The organism is Flavobacterium sp. ASV13 (genome assembly GCF_000745775.1).
Taxonomy (GTDB): Bacteria; Bacteroidota; Bacteroidia; order Flavobacteriales; family Flavobacteriaceae; genus Flavobacterium.
On the sequence record NZ_JQJY01000001.1, the window covers coordinates 853,106 to 876,245 of the forward strand.

At 31.9% G+C, this 23,140-nt stretch carries 24 protein-coding genes; 9 read left to right on the forward strand and 15 right to left on the reverse strand.

From position 1 onward, the window contains the following. Nucleotides 1-80 precede the first annotated feature (80 nt). The 8 genes from GQ47_RS03650 (at nucleotide 81) to GQ47_RS03685 (ending at nucleotide 7,134) form a co-directional block, all read left to right on the forward strand. The gene (locus tag GQ47_RS03650; RefSeq protein WP_035644908.1) at nucleotides 81-968 is read left to right on the forward strand and encodes a 3-hydroxyacyl-CoA dehydrogenase family protein; all 888 of its coding nucleotides are present in this window, start codon (nucleotides 81-83) and stop codon (nucleotides 966-968) included. 12 nt (nucleotides 969-980) lie between these two features. Then, entirely contained in the window at nucleotides 981-1,640 is a 660-nt protein-coding gene (locus GQ47_RS03655) for a YggS family pyridoxal phosphate-dependent enzyme (RefSeq protein ID WP_035644910.1), read from the forward strand. 60 nt (nucleotides 1,641-1,700) lie between these two features. Next, nucleotides 1,701-3,062 (forward strand): exonuclease domain-containing protein, encoded by a 1,362-nt coding sequence (locus GQ47_RS03660; RefSeq protein ID WP_035644912.1) that lies wholly within the window; start codon nucleotides 1,701-1,703, stop codon nucleotides 3,060-3,062. Between the two features lie 30 nt (nucleotides 3,063-3,092). Continuing rightward, a complete protein-coding gene (locus GQ47_RS03665; protein WP_035644914.1) occupies nucleotides 3,093-3,932 on the forward strand; it encodes an ion transporter in 840 nt (279 codons plus the stop codon). Between the two features lie 153 nt (nucleotides 3,933-4,085). Next, nucleotides 4,086-5,009 (forward strand): tRNA (adenosine(37)-N6)-dimethylallyltransferase MiaA, encoded by a 924-nt coding sequence (gene miaA, locus GQ47_RS03670; protein ID WP_035644917.1) that lies wholly within the window; start codon nucleotides 4,086-4,088, stop codon nucleotides 5,007-5,009. A gap of 50 nt (nucleotides 5,010-5,059) precedes the next feature. Beyond that, nucleotides 5,060-5,749 (forward strand): peptidase associated/transthyretin-like domain-containing protein, encoded by a 690-nt coding sequence (locus tag GQ47_RS03675; protein WP_035644920.1) that lies wholly within the window; start codon nucleotides 5,060-5,062, stop codon nucleotides 5,747-5,749. A 2-nt stretch (nucleotides 5,750-5,751) separates the two neighbouring features. Further along, nucleotides 5,752-6,345: a porin family protein gene (locus GQ47_RS03680; RefSeq protein WP_035644923.1), complete on the forward strand. Its 594-nt coding sequence runs from the start codon at nucleotides 5,752-5,754 to the stop codon at nucleotides 6,343-6,345. Between the two features lie 42 nt (nucleotides 6,346-6,387). Further along, entirely contained in the window at nucleotides 6,388-7,134 is a 747-nt protein-coding gene (locus GQ47_RS03685) for an acyl-[acyl-carrier-protein] thioesterase (protein ID WP_035644926.1), read from the forward strand. Nucleotides 7,135-7,210: 76 nt separating this feature from the next. Here the strand turns inward: GQ47_RS03685 and GQ47_RS03690 are convergent, their stop codons facing one another. The 15 genes from GQ47_RS03690 to GQ47_RS03760 form a co-directional block, all read right to left on the reverse strand. After that, a complete protein-coding gene (locus GQ47_RS03690) occupies nucleotides 7,211-7,735 on the reverse strand; it encodes a tetratricopeptide repeat protein (protein ID WP_035644929.1) in 525 nt (174 codons plus the stop codon). Continuing rightward, nucleotides 7,722-8,411, reverse strand: coding sequence for a peptide chain release factor H (prfH, locus tag GQ47_RS03695; RefSeq protein ID WP_035644932.1), 690 nt, complete (start codon nucleotides 8,409-8,411; stop codon nucleotides 7,722-7,724). The genes GQ47_RS03690 and prfH overlap by 14 nt, the downstream gene beginning before the upstream one ends. Nucleotides 8,412-8,424: 13 nt before the next feature. Further along, complete coding sequence (locus GQ47_RS03700) at nucleotides 8,425-9,816, reverse strand: RtcB family protein (protein WP_035644934.1); 1,392 nt, start codon at nucleotides 9,814-9,816, stop codon at nucleotides 8,425-8,427. Between the two features lie 544 nt (nucleotides 9,817-10,360). Continuing rightward, nucleotides 10,361-11,077 (reverse strand): response regulator transcription factor, encoded by a 717-nt coding sequence (locus GQ47_RS03705; protein ID WP_035644935.1) that lies wholly within the window; start codon nucleotides 11,075-11,077, stop codon nucleotides 10,361-10,363. A gap of 3 nt (nucleotides 11,078-11,080) precedes the next feature. Further along, nucleotides 11,081-12,667: a sensor histidine kinase gene (locus tag GQ47_RS03710; protein WP_035644937.1), complete on the reverse strand. Its 1,587-nt coding sequence runs from the start codon at nucleotides 12,665-12,667 to the stop codon at nucleotides 11,081-11,083. 59 nt (nucleotides 12,668-12,726) lie between these two features. Beyond that, on the reverse strand, nucleotides 12,727-13,323 hold the full coding sequence (gene coaE, locus GQ47_RS03715) for a dephospho-CoA kinase (RefSeq protein ID WP_035644940.1): 597 nt from the start codon (nucleotides 13,321-13,323) through the stop codon (nucleotides 12,727-12,729). Between the two features lies 1 nt (nucleotide 13,324). After that, complete coding sequence (locus GQ47_RS03720; protein WP_035644942.1) at nucleotides 13,325-14,323, reverse strand: glycosyltransferase family 2 protein; 999 nt, start codon at nucleotides 14,321-14,323, stop codon at nucleotides 13,325-13,327. 125 nt (nucleotides 14,324-14,448) lie between these two features. Further along, on the reverse strand, nucleotides 14,449-15,639 hold the full coding sequence (gene fabV, locus GQ47_RS03725) for an enoyl-ACP reductase FabV (protein WP_035644945.1): 1,191 nt from the start codon (nucleotides 15,637-15,639) through the stop codon (nucleotides 14,449-14,451). A 103-nt stretch (nucleotides 15,640-15,742) separates the two neighbouring features. Continuing rightward, on the reverse strand, nucleotides 15,743-17,395 hold the full coding sequence (recN, locus tag GQ47_RS03730; RefSeq protein WP_035644947.1) for a DNA repair protein RecN: 1,653 nt from the start codon (nucleotides 17,393-17,395) through the stop codon (nucleotides 15,743-15,745). Nucleotides 17,396-17,455: 60 nt separating this feature from the next. Then, entirely contained in the window at nucleotides 17,456-18,340 is an 885-nt protein-coding gene (locus GQ47_RS03735) for a type IX secretion system protein PorD (protein ID WP_035644950.1), read from the reverse strand. A gap of 56 nt (nucleotides 18,341-18,396) precedes the next feature. Continuing rightward, a complete protein-coding gene (gene coaBC, locus GQ47_RS03740) occupies nucleotides 18,397-19,608 on the reverse strand; it encodes a bifunctional phosphopantothenoylcysteine decarboxylase/phosphopantothenate--cysteine ligase CoaBC (RefSeq protein ID WP_035644952.1) in 1,212 nt (403 codons plus the stop codon). 10 nt (nucleotides 19,609-19,618) lie between these two features. Next, entirely contained in the window at nucleotides 19,619-19,936 is a 318-nt protein-coding gene (locus GQ47_RS03745; protein WP_007807938.1) for a DNA-directed RNA polymerase subunit omega, read from the reverse strand. A gap of 8 nt (nucleotides 19,937-19,944) precedes the next feature. Further along, nucleotides 19,945-20,739, reverse strand: a complete 795-nt coding sequence (locus GQ47_RS03750) for an outer membrane protein assembly factor BamD (RefSeq protein ID WP_035644955.1) — start codon at nucleotides 20,737-20,739, stop codon at nucleotides 19,945-19,947. A 135-nt stretch (nucleotides 20,740-20,874) separates the two neighbouring features. Further along, nucleotides 20,875-21,756 (reverse strand): 4-hydroxy-tetrahydrodipicolinate synthase, encoded by an 882-nt coding sequence (gene dapA / locus GQ47_RS03755; protein WP_035644958.1) that lies wholly within the window; start codon nucleotides 21,754-21,756, stop codon nucleotides 20,875-20,877. Between the two features lie 15 nt (nucleotides 21,757-21,771). Then, complete coding sequence (locus GQ47_RS03760; RefSeq protein WP_035644961.1) at nucleotides 21,772-22,284, reverse strand: DUF6913 domain-containing protein; 513 nt, start codon at nucleotides 22,282-22,284, stop codon at nucleotides 21,772-21,774. A gap of 47 nt (nucleotides 22,285-22,331) precedes the next feature. On the opposite strand from GQ47_RS03760, the gene GQ47_RS03765 reads away from it, so the two are divergent. Next, complete coding sequence (locus GQ47_RS03765; RefSeq protein ID WP_035644964.1) at nucleotides 22,332-23,111, forward strand: 5'-nucleotidase C-terminal domain-containing protein; 780 nt, start codon at nucleotides 22,332-22,334, stop codon at nucleotides 23,109-23,111. Nucleotides 23,112-23,140: the final 29 nt, after the last annotated feature.

Here is a 23,140-nt window from a genome sequence, read left to right on the forward strand (position 1 = left end):
TTCAAACATAAATTAGCCACGCAATTCACACCAAATTAGTGAATTCGTGGCTAAAATCATAAATATAATATCACATTAAAATGAAAACAATAGCAGTAATTGGTGCAGGAACAATGGGTAATGGAATTGCACATACTTTTGCGCAAAGCGGATTTACCGTAAAATTAATCGACGTTTCTGAAAAATCATTAGATAAAGGAATGGCAACTATTGCGGCTAATTTAGATCGTATGTTATCTAAAGGAACGATTACACAAGACGATGTTGCCAAAACGATAACTAATATTATTACTTATACCGATATAAAAGATGGCGTTGTAGGCGCAGATTTAGTCGTTGAAGCAGCAACTGAAAATGTCGAATTAAAATTGAACATCTTCAAACAATTAAATGAATATTGTTCACACAATACAATTTTAGCAACAAATACTTCTTCGATTTCAATTACCCAAATTGGAGCTGTCGTAGCACATCCTGAGCGTGTTATCGGAATGCATTTTATGAATCCGGTGCCAATTATGAAATTAGTTGAAATCATCCGCGGATACAATACAAGCGATGAGGTAACTAAAATCATCATGAATTTATCTGAAAAATTAGGTAAAGTTCCAGTTGAGGTAAACGATTATCCTGGTTTTGTAGCAAACAGAATTTTAATGCCAATGCTAAACGAAGCAATCGAAACGTTATACAATAAAGTTGCTGGAGTTTATGAAATTGATACGGTAATGAAATTAGGAATGGGACATCCTATGGGACCGCTTCAATTAGCTGATTTTATTGGTCTTGATGTTTGTCTTGCCATTTTAAATGTAATGTACGACGGATTTAAAAATCCAAAATATGCTCCTTGTCCACTTTTAGTAAACATGGTAAGAGCCGGAAAACTTGGAGTAAAATCTGGTGAAGGTTTTTACGATTACAGCGAAAGTAAAAAAGCAGAAAAAATCTCGAAGCAGTTTTTATAAAAAAGAAATATCATGTCGATTCAATCGAATTTAAATACTATCAAAGCTAGTTTACCTGAACACGTAACTCTGGTTGCTGTTTCAAAAACAAAACCCGTTTCAGACTTATTACAAGCCTATGAAGCTGGACAACGCATTTTTGGAGAAAACAAAATCCAGGAAATGACGGAGAAATGGGAAGAAATGCCAAAAGACATTCAATGGCATATGATTGGTCATGTTCAGTCGAATAAAGTCAAATTTATGGCACCGTATGTGACTTTGATTCATGGTGTTGATAGTTTGAAATTATTACAGGAAATCAACAAACAAGCTTTAAAAAATAACAGAATTATTGATTGTCTTCTTCAAATTTACATTGCCGAAGAAGAAACTAAATTTGGTTTGGACGAAAAAGAACTAAATGAACTTTTAACTTCTGTTGAGTTTAAAGAGTTGAAAAATATTCGTATCTTGGGTTTAATGGGAATGGCAACTTTCACAGAAAACCAAAACCAGATTAAAAAAGAATTTACACATTTAAAATCTATTTTTGATTCGATTCAGACACTGAAAACTGAAAACTGCGAATTGAATACGATATCAATGGGAATGTCCGGAGATTATCAACTAGCCATTGAATGCGGAAGCACAATGGTTCGCATTGGAAGCAGCATTTTTGGAGGACGCTAATAATTGTAGATTAAAGATTGTAGATTTACTGAATACTAAAAACTGAACTGAATACTGAATTTGTACGCGATATTAGACATAGAAACCACTGGAGGACAATTTAATGAAGAAGGAATTACTGAAATCGCCATCTACAAATTTGACGGGCATGAAGTAGTTGACCAATTCATCAGCCTTGTCAATCCCGAAATTCCGATTCAGCCTTTTGTAGTAAAACTGACCGGAATCAATAATGCTATGTTGCAGTCTGCGCCAAAGTTTTACGAAGTTGCAAAACGTATTATTGAAATTACTTCAGATTGCGTAATTGTCGCTCATAACGCTTCTTTCGACTATAGAATCCTTCGCACAGAATTCAGACGTTTAGGCTATGATTTTGAAGCTAAAACGCTCTGTACAGTTGAATTGGCAAAAAAACTAATTCCAGAACAGCCTTCTTACAGCTTAGGAAAATTAGTCCGCGCATTAGGAATTCCTATGGCTGATAGACATCGTGCCAGCGGAGATGCTATGGCAACTACAAAGTTGTTCAAAATGCTTCTGGAAAAAGATATCGAAAAAACCATCGTAAAAGATTTTATAAAGTTAGAAATCGAGAAAGGAATTGCACCAAAATTTTTAGATCTCTTAAACCAAATGCCAACTAAAACAGGCGTTTATTATATTTATAATGAAGGCGGTACTTTGATTTACATCGGCAAAAGCCAAAACATCAAAAAAAGAATCAATCAGCATTTTACCGGAATCACAACTAAAAGCAAAAAAATTCAGGCTGAAGTTTTTACCATAACTTATGATGAAACCGGAAGCGAATTAATTGCGCTTTTAAAAGAAAGCGAGGAAATAAAAGTAAACAGACCTAGATACAACCGTGCTCAACGAAAAACAATTTTTCAGTATGCTCTTTATGCTGAAAAAGATGCAAACGGTTATCTTAACTTAAAACTTGAAAAAGCCGATGGCCGAAAAAAGGAAATTACTTCATATGCAAGTTTGCAAGAAGGAAAAAATGCACTTTTTAGATATACATCAAAATACCATTTGTGCCAAAAATTAACTGGCTTATACATCACTAAAAAGGAATGTTTTCAATACAAAATCAAAGAATGTGATGGCGCATGCATTGGCGAAGTAACTCCTGAAGTTTATAATTTGCGAGTGCAGCAATTCATTTCTGATAATAGTTTTGAAAATAAAAGCATGATTTTGATTGACCGTGGGCGAAATATAAACGAAAGAAGCGCTATTTTAATCGAAAATGGAATCTATAAAGGCTATGCTTATTATGATTTAAATTATCAAATCACCAATATTGATATTCTTAAAAACATTCTGATCCCAATGCAGCACAACCGAGATGTAAAAAATATTATTCAGAGCTACATCCGCAAAAGCAAGTCATTGAAAATAATGCATTTTTAAAAAATCAATACTTTCAGTATCTTTAAGGATATGAAAAAGCAAAAATCACAATACGAAATCTTTAGAGAAAAAATCAAAATTATCCTTTATGGCACAGATACCATTTTAGGAAGAATGTTCGATTTAATTCTTTTAGGTTTGATTTTGCTGAGTGTTCTTTTAATAATGCTCGATACCGTTCAAGGAATTAGTTCTAAATACCATGATCAATTGCTAATTTGCGAATGGATAATTACGGTATTTTTTACGATTGAATACATTCTTAGAATTATCTCCATTCAAAAACCAGTAAAATACATTATCAGCTTCTACGGAATCATTGATTTACTGGCTGTATTGCCAATGTATTTGTCTATATTTTTTCCTGGTGCAAGTATTTTATCAATCGTAAGAGCACTACGTTTTCTTCGATTATTCAAAATTTTACATATTCCACAAATCAACCATCAATCACTACAATTAAAAGAAGCCATTGATGCCAGCAAAGAAAAAATTCTGGTTTTTATTTACTTCGTTTTAATCAGCACCATAATTATTGGTTCTCTGATGTATTTGGTCGAAGGAAAAGAATCAGGATTTACAAGTATTCCAATGGGGATTTATTGGACAATTGTTACTTTGACCACTGTCGGTTATGGCGATATTTCTCCACAAACTCCTTTAGGACAATTCATTGCTGCATTTGTAATGATTTTAGGTTACGGAATAATTGCAGTTCCTACAGGAATTGTAACAGCTGAATTTGCAAAAAGCAGTCTAAAAAACAATGCAGTTAATAGCAAAAAAACATGCAAAAAATGTCAATCTCAAATCCATTTTGATAACGCAAAATATTGCTATCAATGCGGAACAGAGTTGCCTAACAATTAATTTATGAAGCCAATCCAGCTGTACATTACAACTCCTCCTTATATTTGTTGTTTTTTTAAGGCATAAAAGGAGCTTCCGTTGGTCGCTCTTTTACACCAAAAAAAACTAACAAATATAAGTCCGGGGTTTCCATTTCCATCTGGGCTAAAAAATATGAAATACCTAATTACCATTGTCGGACCAACAGCCATAGGCAAAACAGCCTTAAGTATTGCTTTGGCACAACATTTTAAATGCGAGATAATTTCTTGCGACAGTCGTCAGTTTTTTAAAGAAATGACGATTGGAACTGCAGTTCCTAGTCAAGAAGAATTAAATGCAGCAAAACATCATTTCATTCAAAACAAATCCATTTTTGAAAATTATACGGTTGGAGATTACGAAAAAGAAGCACTTTTAAAACTAGAAGAATTATATCAAAATAATGATTTTGCCATTCTAATTGGCGGATCAGGTTTGTATGTGGATGCCGTGTTGAAAGGCTTTGACGAGTTTCCTGAAATCGCTCCGGAAATTCGTGCCGAAGTAAATTCAAACTATGAAAAACTCGGAATTGAGTATCTTCAAAAACAACTTAAAAATTTAGATCCGGAATATTATCAAAAAATAACCGTCGAAAATCCGCAGACTTTACAAAACCCACAACGAATGATGCGTTTTGTAGAAGTTTGTATTGGTTCACAAAAACCCTATTCTTCATTCTTAAATATAAAGAAAAACAACAGAAACTTCACTCCTATTTTAATTGGTTTAGACGCCGATAGAGAAATCATTTACAGCAGGATAAATCAGCGAGTTGACATTATGATGGATATGGGATTATTGGAAGAAGCCAAAGCCCTTTACCCTAATAAAGAACTCAATGCGTTACAGACCGTAGGTTATAGAGAATTATTTAATTATTTCGACGGAGAATTCACTTTGCCATTCGCAATTGAAGAAATCAAAAAAAACACACGAAGATTTTCAAAAAGACAATTAACGTGGTTCAAACGAAACGAAGATACCAGATGGTTTGACTACAACACAGACAGACAAAAAATATTTGATTACATAAATTTAAAATTGAAACTATAATTTTCTTAAACAATTTTATATATATTTAGACTTACCTAAATCTGTTCTAAATGAGAAAAATTCTATTTCTATTTTTTATTCTTTTTACATGTTATTCTTGTGAAATTCAATATGATGGAGAAACAAGACTTGTAGTTCAGGGACAACTGGTTGATCGAAACAGTAATCCAATTCCGAATAAAAGAGTTGAAATAAATAATTTTTCCGATGGAACTTACACTCCAAGTGATTTAATAAGTTATACCAAAACTGATTCCGAAGGGAAATTTTTAATGATCTTTCCCACACCAAAGGGTGAGGATATCGAAATAATCACTACACTCAATGGTTATAATTTTGATGATGATTATGCTACTCTCAACTATGCTACTGGATTTCAAAATAAAAGCATAACGGCTCTGAAGAAAAATTTCAAAAATTATAAATTAGACCTCAATCAGGTAACTTTATACAAGAATGATGAAATCACGCAGCTTCAAATACAGTTAAACAAAACATCAACTAATAAAACAGTCACAGCGCTTGATGTTCAAGGAATTCTGTCAAAAGACTTTACCGATTTAAATTATAAAAATGAAAATCATTATCTTGAAACAAATTTTAATGTTGTTAAAAATCAGAATGTACGTTTAAGTTATACGATCGCAGATTACTCAGATCCTACAAAAGTGGTTACAACTAATCACGAAACTATTATTCCAATCAATTCTGAAAAAGTAATCCATCTTTTAACTTATTAATTATGAAATTAAAAGTTCTATTCTTTTTATTCCTTCTTCAATTATCATATAGCCAGGAAACTGAAAACAAAAATTTAGTAAAATTCAATCACGACATTCGCGTAAATCTTATAATTCCGTCAACTTTTGGCGATAATTTTCTAGCGAAAGCCAGTGACAGTCACTTGGGAATTGGAACAAATTTCAGTTTTTTAAGAATTCATAATTTTAAATTGGGAGCGGGTTACGATTTTATTCCTTATTCCACAACTGATATTTCCATGGCAGGAAATATTAAATCTTCTGAATTTCATATGCTTTACGGTGATGTTTCTTATGAAATCAAAATAACAGACAAACTCAACTTCGAACCTTATTTTGGTTATGGAGGTGCAAAACTCAAATTTAAATCTGATGGCAGAAGTTTTGGAAATCAAACTGGAAACAACATTCGAGTTGGATTAAATACGGATTATCAGCTAGCCAAAAGATTTTCGGTATATTTTGGTTTTTGCTATCTAAAATCAAACCTGGATATTAATACTTCTCCCGAATTTGTATCATTTTATGATAATACAGCGTTATTTCAATTTAATTTTGGAATAAAAATTCATTAATTTTGTATTTCTTTAAATACAAAATAAAAAGAATACCATCTCATGCCAATATCTCCAAATTTCACTTCAGTTTTAAGTAAAAACTGGGAAATCAATTTCACGCAATGTACACCAACTGGTTATTTAAAATATACCGATTTGTGTAATCTTTTGCAACTTACAGCTGCAGCACATTCAGAAGTTGGTGGAATCAGTTTTACTGATATGCAGGAATTTGATCAGGCTTGGGTTTTAAGCAGAATGCGTGTCGAAATTACAGCTTTACCAAAATGGCAAGATGTCGTTACAGTAAAAACATGGATTAATAGTCTTGAAAATTCAAGATCTGTTCGTGCGCTTGAAATGTATGTAAATGGAGAAAAAATTGTTGGAAGCGAAACGTATTGGGCCGTTTTTAATACAAAAGCACGTCGCCCGGAAGCTTTAGCTTTGCCTTATGAACATTTTGAGCTTTTCCCTGAAAACAGGGCAACTACCGAAGGTTTTTCTAAAATAAATATCAATCCTGAAAAAGAATCGGTTTTTGAAAAAACCGTTTATTTATCAGATTTAGATATTGTAAATCATGCTAATAATGTAAAATATTTAGAATGGTGTCTCGATCATGTTAATGCAAAAAGAATTCTAAAACAGGAAGTTAAAAGCTTTGAAATGAATTTCCTAAAAGAGCTTTCTCTAAATGATGAGGTTGTTATTCACGAAAGTGATAATGACGATCAATCTGCAACTACATTTAGCATTACAAAAGGAGATAAAAATTGTTTTGCTTTAGAATTGCATTGGAAATAAACAGCAACTCCATTCAAGAAATTGTAATTAATAAAAAAAAACGATGCAAATTGCATCGTTTTTCGTTTTATCAAAATCATTTCGATTTCTTTTTAGAATCTTTCTTAGATTTCTTTTTCTTTAGTAAATCTATTTTGTTTTCTATTCTTTTCTCAACGTCAGTTATATTACACTCAAAAGAGAATTGCAAAGTATGAAGTTTTGCATTTTTAATTTCTTTTAATCCCTTTTTAAACTCTTGCTGAGCTTCATAGATAATCGCTTTTTTTATATAAATATCAGATTTATTGATCCCTTTTATAGTCAAAGCAAAATCGATTAATTTTTGAGCTTCTTCATAATCTTCATTCAAAATTAAAGTCTGCAAATAATGCGGATATACTTCCAACGCGTGAATATTAATGGCTAAAGCTTGCTGAAAATAAGATTTCGCTTCTTCGTAATTCAATAATTGTTCTGCCTGAATTCTTCCGTACAAACACAAAACCATCGTGTTTTTATTATCATATGAAAAAGCATAATCTAAAGATTCAATTGTTTCTTCAAGCGAATACGGATAATTATCCAAAGCCTGAAAAAGGTATTTATCAATTGTTTTCATTTCGTAAATCGTTTTTTAGTTTCTGACGAATTCCTTTGTAGCTTTTCTCTACTTTATTTTTTTTAAAATCACTTCCGGTAAAAACTCTAACAGGATTTCCACGCTCAATATTAAGTTGATTTTCCCATTGTTTCCCCACATGATTTTTAAGATGAACAAGTTTTTCGTCTTCTAATTTCTTTAATAATCTTTCTGTTGCCAGTTTTTTGTTTTGATGCTGTGAACGGCTATCCATTGCTACAACAGCAATTCCTGTTGGAGTATGCGTCGCACGAATTGCAGAACTCACTTTGTTTACATGCTGACCACCGGCGCCAGAACTTCGCATAGCCTGATATTGAATATCATTTTCTGAAACTGAAGTATTTTTCTGCGCCTGGATTTCAAAAATCCCAATAAACCAGTTCTTGCGTTTATGCATTTTCCTAAACTGACTTTGACCAATCCATTGAATTGTTCCAATCCAGGAATTCACAAAACTGTCGGTATTTTTTCCTTTTACAGAAATCGATGCTGTTTCAATAGTTCCATTTTCTTGACCAGATTCTCGCTGCAACAAAACAGTTTCTAAATTTTGATCTTGCGCTTCTTCCAAAACTTTTTTAAGCACTTGGGCAACAACCCAAGTGCATTCTGCAGGTCCGCGACCCGCAGTTATTTGAATAATTCTTTCCATTTTAAATCTCTTTTTAGCGGTCCATTCTAACAATCTTCGGCGTAAAAGTTCCTAGAACTTCAACTAAATCGATTTGATTTGCCATCACTTTTGTTATGTCTTTGTACGCCATTGGAGCTTCATCAATATTACCTCCAATCAAAGTCACATCATTTGCTTTCAGAACCTTTTTAATTTCGCTTTGCGTAAAAGTACTTTTACATTTCGCCCTCGAAAACAAGCGTCCGGCACCATGCGAAGCTGAATTTAAACTTTCGGCATTTCCTTTACCTTTTACAATGTATCCCGGTGCCGTCATCGAACCTGGAATAATACCCAACTGACCTTCTCCTGCTGGAGTTGCACCTTTTCTGTGAACAATACATTCCTGACCGTTTACCGTTTCTTTCCAGGCAAAATTGTGATGGTTTTCAATCGTTACCACTACTCTCTTCCCAATCGCTTTTGCAATTCGTCTGTGAATATCATCATGGCAGGCTTTCGCATATTCTCCAGCTAAATTCATTGCCAGCCAATATTCCTGACCATCATGAGTATTTAAATCTAACCAAGCCAAATGCTGTACATTTTTTGGTAACGGACATTGTTTTGTTGCTAAATACGTGTAATGCTTTGCAATATTTGCTCCCAAACCACGAGATCCACTATGTGAAAGAACAGCAAAATATTCGCCTTTTTCCAATTTCCATTCATTCTCCGGATTTTCGATTTTTGCAATTCCGAATTCCACAAAATGATTTCCTCCGCCTGAACTTCCTAATTGTTTATAAGCTTTTGGCAAAAGATTCTTTAGCAACGGAATATCCTGAAACTCACTTTTATAAAATACCTCATGATCTACTCGTGAAGCGTGTGTTTCATACATTCCGAATTTTGTATTGTCCTTCAAAATTGCTTCTAATTGATGTTCTTTTCCTTTGAAATGAGAAGCCGGTAAATCAAAAATTGAAAGGCTCATTCGGCATCCAATATCAACTCCAACTCCGTATGGAATTACGGCATTGTCAGTAGCTAAAACACCACCTATTGGCAATCCGTAACCCGAATGCGCGTCTGGCATCAAAGCTCCGGCAACTGAAATCGGTAATTTCAAAGAATCATACAATTGAAATTTTGCCTGCTGATCAATTTCGTTTTCTCCAAAAATTGTAAAAGGCGCTCTGATTGTTTTAAGCTGATGCATTCTTACCTGAACTGGTTTAATCAAACCTTCCGCAACTTTTCCCCATGTTCCGTTTCCTTCGTATTTTTCAGGATGTAACAAAACATCTTTCGCCTCTGTTAGAATAGATTCCTTTTTTTCTCTTTTTCTATATCTGTTTATCTGCCCTAAAGCTATGTTTATTGAATTGTTCTTTGGAAAACCTAATTTAATCAGGTCTTTTCCAGATAATTTATTTCCCATAAATTTTTAAATAATTTTTATTTTGGGCACATCAATAAATATCATATTAAAATTCAAAATGAAATAATGATGCGCGGTAACTTCTATCCTATTAGGATAAATTTTTAAATCTTTTTTCGGGAAAATTTTGAAGTGTCTAGAATAAAAAAAGCCCGAAACTTATTGTCTTCGGGCTTTTTTATATATCTAAAAATGTATTTCTAAGATTGAAATAAGCCACGAAGAATTGCTGCACCAAATCCGTTTGGTGTGAAGCTTTGTGATGTCAATGTAAGTACAAACATTTTTCTTCGTTTTTAAAGGGTTATTATTTTTTTCGTGAGCAAAGATTCAGAATACTTTTTTGATTTTCCAAATTATTTTAAAGAAAATTCATCAAAATATTTTTTTATCATTTTTCAATTTCCAAAAACAAAAAGACAAATAATTAAATATCAGTAAATTCAAAACAAATATTCTTCAAAAAAAGCAAAATTAAGTTTTTCTCTTTTCAGCACAAAAAAAGCTCTGATTTCTCAGAGCTTATATATTTTTAGTGAATTTATTATTCAGTAACTTTGCTTTTTACAACTAATCTGAATCCTTCTCCGTGAATGTTTAAGATTTCAACATCTTCATCAGATTTAAGGTATTTTCTCAATTTAGCGATGTAAACATCCATACTTCTTGAAGTAAAGTAGTTGTCATCTCTCCAAATTTTAGTTAAAGCTAATTCTCTTGGCATTAAATCATTTTCATGAAGAATTAACATTTTAAGTAATTCATTTTCTTTTGGAGATAATTTGATTGGCTCTTCATCCTGGAAAGTCAAGAATCTAAGTTTTGAATTCAAATGGAATTTACCAATGTTAAATTCAAATTGTACTTGCTCCGCTTTATTATCAGCAGATTTTCTCTGAATGATTGCTTTAATTTTCATTAATAAAACCTCTGAATCAAAAGGTTTGTTTAAATAATCGTCAGCGCCAGCTTTATATCCTTTCAAAACATCCTCTTTCATAGACTTTGCTGTCAAGAAAATAATTGGCACTTCGCTGTTTTTCTCTCTAATTTCTTTGGCTAAAGTATAACCATCTTTATAAGGCATCATTACGTCAAGAATACATAAATCATATACATCTTTCTTGAATTTTTCGAAACCTTCCATACCGTTTTTAGCTAAAGTAACTTCAAAGTCATTTAACATTAGATAATCTTTAAGAACTGCCCCAAAATTTAGGTCATCTTCTACTAAAAGTATTCTTTTGTTATTATTTTCCATATTTTAATTTATTAATGGTATTTTTATTATAAAGGTGCTACCTTTTCCTTTTTCGCTTTCTACATATACTTGACCATTGTGATCTTCCACAATTCTTTTTACATAAGCAAGACCCAACCCGTGTCCTTTTACATTATGTAAGTCTCCTGTATGTTCTCTGTAAAATTTCTCAAAAACACGTTTTTGAGCTACCTTACTCATACCAAGACCATTATCTTTTACTTTTATCAGAATCATGTCTTTGACATTTTCTGTAAAAATTTCAATTTCAGGAATATCAGGCGAATACTTTATTGCGTTTTCTAAAATATTAACCAGAACATTTGTAAAATGAACTTCATTAACCAAACATGTTGTTCTAGAAGCATTTAAGTGTTTAACCACTGTTCCATTTCTGTCTTCTAAAATCAAATTTACATGCTCAATTGCATCATCGATAATATCATGAATTGCAGTTGGTTCTTTTGTAATATCTAATTCTCTTTTTTCTAGTTTAGAAATACGAAGAACGTTTTCAACCTGCGCATGCATTCTTTTATTTTCATCCCTAATCATTTGAAGATAGCGATACACTTTTTCTTTATCTTCAATAACCTTCGGGCTTTTTATTGCATCGAGTGCTAAATTTATAGTCGCAATCGGAGTTTTAAATTCATGCGTCATGTTATTTATAAAATCAGTTTTGATTTCAGAAATATGCTTTTGACGCAATAACTGATTCAATGCACTTGTGTAAGCAATTATTATAATAAGCGTAAAAACAATTGATAATATTGTAATACTTAATAATTCTGACAGCAAAAATTTCTTTTTATATGGAAAAGTCAGGAATAAGTCATATTTACTATTTCCTTCGTTATCTGTATATATTGGCACATGATAACTTAAATCTTTATCATAATGAAAGCCATCAGATTTTACTTTTGTTGGCAACCCACTATTAAGAACACCAAATTCAAATTTTGTTTTAACTCCATATTCTTCTAATTCTTTCTTTAAAAGTTTATAAAGTTTATCTTTTGTTATTCTGCCTTCTATAGGAGTCAACGAAGCAATATCTTTGTATTGAATTTGCTGCTGTACTTTATTCAAGATATCTAAACTTCCCGATTTTTCAATTCTTAAATCTGGAATGATCGTCTGTCCTAGAGAATTATTATCAATTCTATTATTGTTATTATAAACTTCAGTTACACGCTTTGAACTAAAATTTTTAAATCGCTCACTACTGAATTTCTTATCAAAAAGCGAGCCGCTAATATCATAATCTTCAGAAGTCAGAGTATTTGAATAAACAATCGTTTTATTTGTTTTTGTATTTCTCTGAACATATAAAACCTCTAGTAAGTCCTCTTTTTTGGGGATTTTACCAGTGCTGTCTTTTATACGATTATATTTGTCATAAAAACTATACTCTTCTTGCTGCTCAAGTTTATCAGCAACATTACCAATTACTTGGGTAACGTGGTATTTAAATTGTTCGTCATTGTTTTTGAACGAAGAATTGAACCAAAATACCTGAACCAGAATTATCCCTATTAAGGACAAACTCATAAGCAAAACAAGTATTCTAAAAAATAATTTATTCATCGAAACAAAATTAATATTTTAACAATATACTAAATAATACATTAACCAAATATTAACATTTAAGACTGATTTTGTTTAATATTTAAAATTTTAAGAATTTTAACAACTTCTTCTCTAGCAATTTTAAGATTTACGTTATTAATAACAAAATTACTTTTGGAAATACGATCTTCATCTTTCCATTGCATTTGCATTCTGCTTAAAACTTGTTCACGAGTAGTATTATCGCGTTTTAAGACTCTTTCAATTCTAATTTCTTCTGGGGCAGTAACTGTAATTATGCTATCACAATCTTTATATCGGCCACTTTCAAATAATATTGCAGCTTCATAAATTACATATTCCTTATCTCTGTGATTTAAAAGCCACAATTCAAAATCTTTTTTTACTGCAGGATGTACAATAGCGTTAAGCTGAGCTAACTTATCAGCATTATTAAATACAATATCAGCTAATTTGGCGCGATTTAAAATATCATTTTCAAAAAGGGCTTCTCCAAATGTTTCTTTTATTTCTTTTACGACCGCATCAGACTGCATTACTGCTCTTGCACCGTCATCAGCAATATAAACCGGAACTCCCATTTCTTTGAAATAGTTTGCAACAGTTGTCTTACCGCTTCCTATCCCACCTGTTAAGCCAATAACTTTTGTCATTTTATATTTTAAAAAACATACGTGGAAACGCTTCTTGTGGTTTTTTCTTTATAAGAATAATTTTTATAAATGATTCTAAGAATCCCGTTCCATAACCATAAAATTGCTTCCATACTGCGATTACAGAAAGATACCCAATTTTAATGCTTTTATTTTGAATACTTGCTGTAAGAAAAATTATAACGAAATATACAAAATATAATTGTAATAAAATATCAATATTGAAAATTAACAATAAAAAAGCTAATAATAATCCGAACAAGAAGAATGTCGGAAAGAAGAAAGTTAATTTATTATGTTCTGGATACCAGCTATTTAGTATTGGTCGCGCGATTCCAAATTTATGAACTTGAACAGAAAATTTTCCCCAGTCGATTCTACGTTTATGATAAACATAAGCTTCTGAAAACAAACGAGTTTCAAAACCTAAATTCCACAAACGAATTGATAAATCAGGATCTTCTCCTGGATGAATGTTACCGAAACCTTTTGAAATCTGAAATGCTTTTTTAGAAATTCCCATATTGAAACTCCTTGGCTGAAACTTATTAATTTTTTCAGAACCACCGCGAATTCCACCTGTTGTCAAAAATGAAGTCATCGCAAAATTAATTGCCTTCTGAATACTTGAAAAACTGTCTAATGCTTTATCTGGACCACCAAAACAATCTACATATTCTTTATCTAATGCTTTTCTAACCTCAGTTAAATAATTTGAAGGAATAATACAGTCTGAATCAAAAATGATAAAATAATCACCGCGCGCTTTCTGCATCCCGAAATTTCTCGAATCTCCCGGACCTGAATTTTCTTTAAAATAATAGGAAATATTCAACTTTCCCTGATAATTCATCACAACATCCTTACACGGAACCGAAGAGCCGTCTTCAACAAGAACAATTTCAAAAGGTTCATTATAATCAGATTTTGCTAGACTTTCTAAAAGTTCATCAACTTCATCTGGACGATTATACACGGGTATAATTAAAGAAAAAATCATAATGGGATATGCGGTATTAGAATGGCAATTTTTTAAATTTCAAAATTTTAACAAAGATAGGCTATATTCATAAAAAAACCATCAACTTTTGATTGATGGTTTTGATTTTATATTTTTCAATATCCTTATTTGATACTTTCAATATCAACTACTTCATTTGCTTCAGCCTTATAATCAACTCCAGCAAATTCAAATCCGAACAAGTTTAAGAAATCATTTCTGTATCCAGCTAAATCACCAATTTCTGGCAATGTTTCTGTTGTAGCTTCTAACCAAAGTTTAGCCACTTTTTCCTGAACATCATCTCTCATTTCCCAATCATCAATTCTGATTCTTCCTTTTTCATCAACAGAAACTTCAGAACCGTTATATAATCTGTCTTGGAAAAGACGTTGAATCTGCTCAATACAACCTTCGTGAATTCCTTCTTCTTTCATAATTTTATATAAAAGAGAAATATACAATGGAATTACCGGAATTGCAGAACTCGCCTGAGTTACCAACGCTTTATTTACCGAAACATAAGCTTTTCCTCCAATAGATTGTAAGCTGTCAGTAATAGTAAATGCAGTAGCTTCTAAGTGGTCTTTTGCACGACCAATTGTTCCCTTACGGTAAACCGCCTCAGTCAATGCAGGTCCGATATAAGAATAAGCAACTGTAGTTGCGCCATCAGCTAATAAATTTTCAGCTTTTAAAGCATCAATCCACATTGCCCAGTCTTCGCCTCCCATAACAGCAACTGTATTCTCAATATCTTCTTCATTTGCAGGAGCGATTGAAACTTCAGAAACTTTTCCTGTATGGAAATCAACTGTTTTATTTGTAAACGTTTGTCCAATTGGCTTTAAAACCGAACGATGCGTAACTCCTGTGTTAGGATTTGTACGCACTGGAGAAGCTAAACTGTAAATTACAAGGTCAACTTGTCCTAAATCAGCTTTAATTAAATCAAGCGTTTCTCTTTTTATTTCGTTTGAAAAAGCATCTCCATTGATACTTTTTGCATATAGACCTGCTTTGTGAGCTTCTTTTTCAAATGCTGCCGAATTATACCAACCTGGTGAAGCTGTTTTTCCTTCAACTGGCGGTTTTTCAAAAAACACTCCAATTGTTGATGCATCAGATCCAAAAGCACTTGTAATTCTTGAAGCCAATCCGAAACCTGTTGAAGCTCCAATAACCAATACTTTTTTAGCACCAGCAATTGATCCTTTTGATTTTACATATTCAATTTGATTTTTTACATTTTGCTCGGCTCCGTCTGGGTGCGCTGTCAAGCAAATAAAGCCTCTCATTCTAGGTTCTATAATCATATTTTCTTGTTTTTCGTTATAGCAATTGCCAATTTAAGACAATTGATTAACTTATTTTAGCTTTGTTTAATTCGTTTTTAGATGACAAATATAAAGTATTTCTTTAGTTCAACAAGGCTTTAGCATGATTTAAAGCCGAATCAGAAACAACTGCACCAGATAACATTTGAGCAATTTCGATAACTCTTTCGTCCTGAGACAGAAGCTTTAATTCTGATTGTGTGTCGTCATCAACTGTTGATTTGAAAACTTTAAAATGAGAATCTCCTTTTGCCGCAATTTGAGGTAAATGCGTTATGGCAAAAATTTGCATCGATTTGCTCATTTCTTTCATGATTTCGCCCATTCTAATGGCGATTTCACCAGAAACTCCTGTATCAATTTCGTCAAAAATTAATGTTGGAAGCTTTGAATATTGTGCCAAAATTGCTTTTACAGCCAGCATAATACGAGACATTTCACCGCCTGAAGCAACTTTTTTAAGCAATCCAAAATCAGTTCCTTTATTGGCCGAAAACAAAAACTGCAGTTCGTCTTTACCATTTGAGAAATACGTTTCTGAAGGCAAAAGCTCGATATTAAAACGCACATTCGGCATTCCTAAAGTTTCTAAAATAGAAATCAATTTATTAGATAAAACCGGAATTGCATTTGCTCTATTTTGGTTAATTGTATTAGAAAAAGCATCTAATTCAATTACTTTTTGATCAATTATTTTTGATAATGAAGCTATTTCTTCTTCAATATTACCCAATTCTAAAACTGTATTGCTCAATTCAGCTTCAATTTGAATCAATTCATCAACTGAAGAAACCTGATGTTTCTTTTGAAGATTATAAATCAATTGCAGTTTTTGGCTAATCAATTCTAATTGAGCCGGATCATTCAATAATTTTTCCGAACAATTCTGAAGTTCTTTCGAAACATCATCTAACTCAATTGTCAAACTTGAAATTCTATCAAACAAACCTTGATATTCAGTAGAAAATGGCGCAATTTTTTGAAGCGATATTTTCACTTCATTTAGATTATGTAATAAACCGAATTGCTCTTCATTAGCAATTGCAAGTGATTTATCAATAGATTCTTTTATAATCTCAACATTATTTAATTTTTCAAAATCGGCTTCAAGTTCTTCTTGTTCACCTGATTTTAATTTAGCTGAAACTAATTCATTTAATAAATACGTATTATATTCTTGCTCTTTTCCTGAATCGCTTTGTTTTTTTAACAAAGCATTCAATTTTGATTTATCTGATTTGTATGTTTTAAGCAATTTTTGATAATCCAAAATAACATCTCCATTATTTGCAATGGCATCAATTATTTTAAACTGAACACTTTCATCAGACAATTCCTGAGTTTGTTGTTGTGAGTGGATATCAATTAAAAACAGACTTAAATCTTGTAGTTCCTGAAGATTTACGGGACTATCATTTATAAAAGCACGAGATTTTCCTGAAGGCAAAATTTCACGTCGAATGATTGTTTCATCTTCATAATCCAAATCATTTGCTTCAAAAAATTCCTTTAAGTTGTATTTTGAAATTTCAAACTGGGCTTCAATTATACATTTTTCTTCTTTGTTTTTTAAAGAAGTTAAATCGGCTCTTTTTCCTAAAACTAGCCCCAAAGCTCCTAAAATAATAGATTTTCCAGCTCCTGTTTCACCTGTAATTATTGAAAATCCTTTTGAAAAATCAATAGAGAGTTTTTCAATCAAAGCATAATTTTTAATCGACAGCGAAGTAATCATAAAATAAATTTGAGGATATAAAAGTTATTGTAGAAAGTAAAAGTAAGACTAAAAAACCAACTAAAACTTAATTTGTGACCATTTTGTACTATTCAATGGCGAAACTTTATTGAGAACATCGGTTAAATCTGTAACCGTAATACTTGGACCGCCTGAAAAAATCGAAGTAATCTCATCTGATTTTGCATCAAAGAAGACTCTTGTCAAAAAGGCATTTGGTTTAACACTATTGAATCTTCCAATCAACATTAAAGATGCTTTTATTTTTTCCTTTGCTCCTTTTAAATCATCACTCATTGTATCTAATCCAGAATGATACATAAAAGTAGCTTGGCGCAAATCACTATACATTGGCGAAATCATATCTGTTATCAAATAATAACGATTTTGAATTCCGTCAGCCTGGCTCCAACCTTTAAAACCGCCTTGCTGGGCAACATTTGCAATATTTTGCGCTGTTTGAAGATATTGGTTTCCGGCTCCCAATTGAAATGTATCAGCATCCATTCCTAAAATCAAGTAGCTGTAAAAAGAAACAACAGAAACTAGATTTGATTCAAAAGTAGTCGGATTAAAAAGCAAAGGTTCATATTCAGTGTACCTAAAACTAAAATCTTTATCATTATAATTTAGTACCGGAGAAGAATATGTCGAATTAAAAATTAATCGAGAAGATTGAACCTGAATAGTTCCAGTAAACTGATCTGAACTGTTTGAAGACAAAGTAATATACATCGAGCAATTTATACGCTCATTTTGTTTTAAAACTGAGCCTGTCCAATCTGTTTTATTTACAAATTCTGACAATGAAGTCTGAAGCGTTTTAAAAACCTGCTGATTGGGATTTGGCAATCTTTCAGTATTAATCGTTACGATACAATTTAACTGTTGCGCCTGAGTAAAGCCAAAAATTAAAAACATTAAAAATGTAACTGCTTTATTCATAAAAAAAGATTTGTGTTGATGTAAAATTGATGTTGATACTCTATTTAAAAAAGCTATTATTTTGTAAAATGCAAAATCACTTTGTTTAAAATATCAACAGCAACAGACTCTTTTGATTTTAATTCCATTGGCTCAATTTTAAAATCTTTATCAATAAAAGTAACTTTATTGGTTTCTTTTTTAAAACCTGCGCCTTCATCCTGTAAGGAATTAAGAACTATCAAATCTAAGTTTTTTTTCTGAATTTTCAGCTTGGCATTTTCAATTTCATTTTGAGTTTCCAAAGCAAATCCAATTAAAAATTGTTCTTTTTTTATTGCTCCTAATGAAGCTAAAATATCTTTTGTTTTCTCAAGTTCTATTGAAAATTCTTCCGCAGCTTTTTTAATTTTCTGCGTAGCCACTACTTTTGGTTTATAATCTGCCACAGCTGCTGCCGCAATAGCTACATCTACATCATTATAATACAAATGGCATGCATCGTACATTTCCTGTGCTGAAACTACATTTATTACTTTTACTGAACTGCTTTTTGTTTTAAAATGAGTTGGACCAGCAACTAAAATTACTTGCGCACCTAATTTTGCAGCTTCATTTGCGATATCAAAACCCATCTTTCCAGATGAATGATTTCCTATAAAACGTACAGGATCTATCGCTTCGTATGTTGGACCAGCAGTAATTAGTATTTTTTTTCCTACCAACGGAAGTTTACTTTGCAAATCAGCTTCAAGAAAAGCTACAATATTCTCAGGCTCAGCCATTCGACCTTCACCAGACAAACCACTTGCCAGCTCACCACTTTCAGCAGGAATCATAATATTGCCAAATTGTTTTAAAGCAGCAAAACTAGATAAAGTTGAAGGATGTTTATACATATCCAAATCCATTGCAGGTGCAAAATAGACAGGACATTTAGCCGATAAATAAGTAGCAATTAACAGATTATCACAATTTCCTGTTGCCATTTTCGACAACGTGTTAGCAGTTGCTGGAGCAATTAACATGAAATCAGCCCAAAGTGCTAAATCAACGTGATTGTTCCAGACAGCATCTTGATCATCTTCATTAAAGAAACTGGAATGTACAGGATTTTTTGATAACGTAGATAACGTCAATGGAGTTACAAAATCCTTAGAAGCAGGTGTCATTATCACTTGGACATGTGCACCTGCTTTTATAAAAAGTCGTACTAATGAGGCTGTTTTATAGGCTGCAATTCCACCAGAAACTCCTAGTAAAATTTTTTTCCCGTTTAAAACTGACATTTATACTATATTATTTGTTTGAACCTCTGTGGTAAGTTTTACCGTCTAACCATTCTTGAACAGCTAAAGCGTGTGGTTTTGGTAATTTTTCGTAAAATTTAGAAACTTCAATTTGCTCTTTATTTTCAAAAACTTCTTCAAGACTGTCATTGTAAGTCGCAAACTCTTCTAATTTCTCAGTTAATTCTTTTTTGATTTCAGAATTAATTTGATTTGCTCTTTTAGCCATAATGGTAATTGCTTCATACACATTTCCTGTTGGCTCTTCAATAACTGTTTTATTGTAAGTTATTGTATTTACAGGAGCATTCGTCTTTTTTAAATCCATGACTTTATTTATTTAGTATATTTTTGTAAATCTGTTTCAACTCGGGCATACATTTCGTCTGCCTGTTCTTTATATTTTGTATCGCTTTTAAACTTAATCAAGTTATTGTAAGCCACTTTTGCAACATTTAAGCGTTCTTCCATTTTTTGTGGAATACTGTTTATAGCCAATTTATAGGCTGAATCATATTTATAAAACAGTGCATCTTCTTTTAATGGAGTTCCAGGGAAATCAGCAATAAAATTGTCAAATGCAACTAAGGCTGATTTATAATCTGAAATTGTGTTATATCCTTTAGCATTTTCATATGCTTTTTTCTCCAATTTACCATTTAAAACTTTTACAGACTCATTTGCCTGAGCGATATACTCAGAATTTGGATAATTATCAATAAAAGCCTGTAATTTCTCTAAAGCTTTTACTGTATCTGCCTGATCTAAACTGTAAACAGGAGCTAATTTTGAATAACTATACGCACCTAAAAATGCTGCTTCCTGTACTTTTTCACTACGAGGATAACCTGAAACGAAACTTTCAAATTGATAACCAGCTAAATAATACTGATGTGTCTTATAATAAGATTGTGAAAACATATAAAAAAGCTTTTCAGCCTGTGGCTTACCTCTATATGAAGGCGCTAATTGCTCAAAAAGACGAATTGCTTTTGAATATTTCCCTGCATCATACATTTTTGTTGCCATTTCAAATTTTGCTGCAACATCTTCATTTTTTAATACCTTTTGGTAATCACTACAAGAACAAAAAAGGGCAACAACAATTAATAATGATACTATTTTTTTCATTTTCTTACTTTTATTATGATTTCTCAGACAATTGCCAAAGCTAAATCACACCGAAGTTTCGGTGGCAAATTTAGTCATTAATTTAGCGACTGCAAAATAATTTTTTAGTATCTTAAAATACTAACACTTTAACAATTATTTAATGCTGTTTTTTACAAAATCATTTAATCTTGCTGCTAAAGAATCATCAACAGAAACTAAAGGCAAACGCACTGTATTATCAGCAATTCCAAGGGCTTGAAAAACTTGCTTGATTCCGGCAGGATTTCCTTGCTCGAAAATCATATCGATACAATCTGATAAAAAATATTGTGTTTTAAATGCTTCATTTACTTTTCTGTTCAGTCCTAAACGGATCATTTCAGAAAATTCTTTTGGATAACCTTGTCCAATTACTGAAATTACACCTGCTCCACCTGCTAAAACAATCGGCAACGCAATCATATCATCTCCAGAAATTACCAAGAAATCTTTTGGTGCATTTTTAATCAATTGTAAAGCCTGAGCCATATCTCCGGCAGCTTCTTTTATAGCAACAACATTGCTAAAATCATTTGCCAGACGAATTACTGTTGACGGAAGCATATTACTAGAAGTTCTTCCCGGAACGTTATATAAAATTACTGGAATTGGAGAAGCCTCAGCAATTGCTTTGAAATGCTGATAAATTCCTTCCTGAGTTGGTTTATTATAATAAGGAGAAACAGAAAGAATAGCTTCAAACGCTGAAAAATCACCTGTTTTTAATTCTTCAACAATTTGCATTGTATTATTTCCTCCTACTCCAAGAACTAAAGGCAATCTTCCCTTATTTACGTCGATTACTGTATTGATAACCAACTCTTTTTCGGCTTGAGTCAAGGTCGCATTTTCTGCTGTTGTTCCCATAACTACAAGATATTCAACTCCTCCGTCAATCGAAAAATTAACGATACGCTGCAAAGCTTCGATATCAACTGAAAAGTCTTTTTTAAATGGAGTTACAAGTGCAACACCAGTTCCTATTAATGATTGCATATTTTAATTTATATTTTATTTTAAACTTTTTAAATACCTAAATAATTCGGAAACAAATATTTTATAATTCTCCATTTCCGTCTCTATCATCCATCGGTTTAATTTTTTATCCACCGCTGAAAATCCAATTTTGAATTTTGCTTTTGACTTACTTGTCACCATCATCAAAATTGGCTTTTCGATTTCATAATAACTAATCAAAAGATCAAATTCTGTTTCGATAAATTCATTTAAAAAACTTTCTGTAATTTCTCCCCTCCAATTAATCTGTTTTTTACTAAAAGTTGGTCTAGAGTATGTTTTTTTCTTCTTCAATTTATCTCTATACGCTACAATTTTTATGTTTTCAGAAGCAATTCCGTAAAGAGAAAGCTCATTGAACAACTCTTTTGAATGACGAAACTTACTTTCATCTATCAATAAACCAATTGTTTGTATGTCGCTTGTAAAAACTTCGTTTTTGACAATATTCAGATTATTTTTTAATGATTTTTTTACAAATAATTCCTTTATATAATTTAAAAACATAGTATTTTTACCAGATTACAAAATTAATTATTTAAGTCGCATTTAAGATGGTAAAACTAAAAAAGTATAACGGATTTTTAAAACTTTTTGTTATATTCTTAACACTATTTTTTATTTTTTCATGTAGCCCGAAAAACTACAGTTTAACTAAGATCGAAGGAAAACAGCTTCCTGTAACAGAAAAAGGAGCTCAAACTCCTGAAATTGAAAACTTTATCAAGCCTTATCGCGATCATATTAATAAGGATTTAGACAGCGTTTTAGCTTATTGTCCTGAGACTCTGGATAAAAGCAACGGAAAATGGCAAACAGCAATTGGATCCTTAATGGCTGACGTTTGTGTACAAAGAGGAAATTTGGTTTTTAAGTCACGTGAAAATAAAACAATTGATCTTTGTTTATTAAACCATGGCGGAATTCGTGCTATTTTACCAAAAGGAAATGTGACCACAAGAACTGCTTTTGAAATTATGCCTTTTGAAAATAATTTGGTTGTTCTAGGTTTAAAAGGGGAACAAGTTCAAGAAATAGCTGCTTATATTATTAAGGAGAAAAAAGCACAGCCGTTGTCTGGAATGACGTTTACAATTGCAAAAGACAAAACAGCTAAAAATATTATGGTTCAGGGAAAACCTCTTGATCTAAATAAAATTTATTATGTTGCTACTAACGATTACCTTGCTAATAGAGGTGATAATATGAACTTCTTTGGCAAAAGTGTTGAGAAATATGATTTAAATTATAAACTTCGAAATGTTTTAATCGATTATTTCAAAGAAGTTGATACAATTCCGGTTCCAAAAGATATCAGAATTACAGAAGAATAAGCATTCAAGAAAAAATAAAATTATACTAG

Excerpts from the sequence above, each read along its gene's own strand:
- GQ47_RS03650 (WP_035644908.1), top strand. The coding sequence starts at position 81 with ATGAAAACAATAGCAGTAATTGGTGCAGGAACAATGGGTAATGGAATT.
- GQ47_RS03655 (WP_035644910.1), top strand. The coding sequence starts at position 981 with ATGTCGATTCAATCGAATTTAAATACTATCAAAGCTAGTTTACCTGAA.
- GQ47_RS03665 (WP_035644914.1), top strand. The coding sequence starts at position 3,093 with ATGAAAAAGCAAAAATCACAATACGAAATCTTTAGAGAAAAAATCAAA.
- miaA (WP_035644917.1), top strand. The coding sequence starts at position 4,086 with ATGAAATACCTAATTACCATTGTCGGACCAACAGCCATAGGCAAAACA.
- GQ47_RS03675 (WP_035644920.1), top strand. The coding sequence starts at position 5,060 with ATGAGAAAAATTCTATTTCTATTTTTTATTCTTTTTACATGTTATTCT.
- GQ47_RS03680 (WP_035644923.1), top strand. The coding sequence starts at position 5,752 with ATGAAATTAAAAGTTCTATTCTTTTTATTCCTTCTTCAATTATCATAT.
- GQ47_RS03685 (WP_035644926.1), top strand. The coding sequence starts at position 6,388 with ATGCCAATATCTCCAAATTTCACTTCAGTTTTAAGTAAAAACTGGGAA.
- GQ47_RS03690 (WP_035644929.1), bottom strand. The coding sequence starts at position 7,735 with ATGAAAACAATTGATAAATACCTTTTTCAGGCTTTGGATAATTATCCG.
- prfH (WP_035644932.1), bottom strand. The coding sequence starts at position 8,411 with ATGGAAAGAATTATTCAAATAACTGCGGGTCGCGGACCTGCAGAATGC.
- GQ47_RS03700 (WP_035644934.1), bottom strand. The coding sequence starts at position 9,816 with ATGGGAAATAAATTATCTGGAAAAGACCTGATTAAATTAGGTTTTCCA.
- GQ47_RS03705 (WP_035644935.1), bottom strand. The coding sequence starts at position 11,077 with ATGGAAAATAATAACAAAAGAATACTTTTAGTAGAAGATGACCTAAAT.
- GQ47_RS03710 (WP_035644937.1), bottom strand. The coding sequence starts at position 12,667 with ATGAATAAATTATTTTTTAGAATACTTGTTTTGCTTATGAGTTTGTCC.
- coaE (WP_035644940.1), bottom strand. The coding sequence starts at position 13,323 with ATGACAAAAGTTATTGGCTTAACAGGTGGGATAGGAAGCGGTAAGACA.
- GQ47_RS03720 (WP_035644942.1), bottom strand. The coding sequence starts at position 14,323 with ATGATTTTTTCTTTAATTATACCCGTGTATAATCGTCCAGATGAAGTT.
- fabV (WP_035644945.1), bottom strand. The coding sequence starts at position 15,639 with ATGATTATAGAACCTAGAATGAGAGGCTTTATTTGCTTGACAGCGCAC.
- recN (WP_035644947.1), bottom strand. The coding sequence starts at position 17,395 with ATGATTACTTCGCTGTCGATTAAAAATTATGCTTTGATTGAAAAACTC.
- GQ47_RS03735 (WP_035644950.1), bottom strand. The coding sequence starts at position 18,340 with ATGAATAAAGCAGTTACATTTTTAATGTTTTTAATTTTTGGCTTTACT.
- coaBC (WP_035644952.1), bottom strand. The coding sequence starts at position 19,608 with ATGTCAGTTTTAAACGGGAAAAAAATTTTACTAGGAGTTTCTGGTGGA.
- GQ47_RS03745 (WP_007807938.1), bottom strand. The coding sequence starts at position 19,936 with ATGGATTTAAAAAAGACGAATGCTCCTGTAAATACAATAACTTACAAT.
- GQ47_RS03750 (WP_035644955.1), bottom strand. The coding sequence starts at position 20,739 with ATGAAAAAAATAGTATCATTATTAATTGTTGTTGCCCTTTTTTGTTCT.
- dapA (WP_035644958.1), bottom strand. The coding sequence starts at position 21,756 with ATGCAATCATTAATAGGAACTGGTGTTGCACTTGTAACTCCATTTAAA.
- GQ47_RS03760 (WP_035644961.1), bottom strand. The coding sequence starts at position 22,284 with ATGTTTTTAAATTATATAAAGGAATTATTTGTAAAAAAATCATTAAAA.
- GQ47_RS03765 (WP_035644964.1), top strand. The coding sequence starts at position 22,332 with ATGGTAAAACTAAAAAAGTATAACGGATTTTTAAAACTTTTTGTTATA.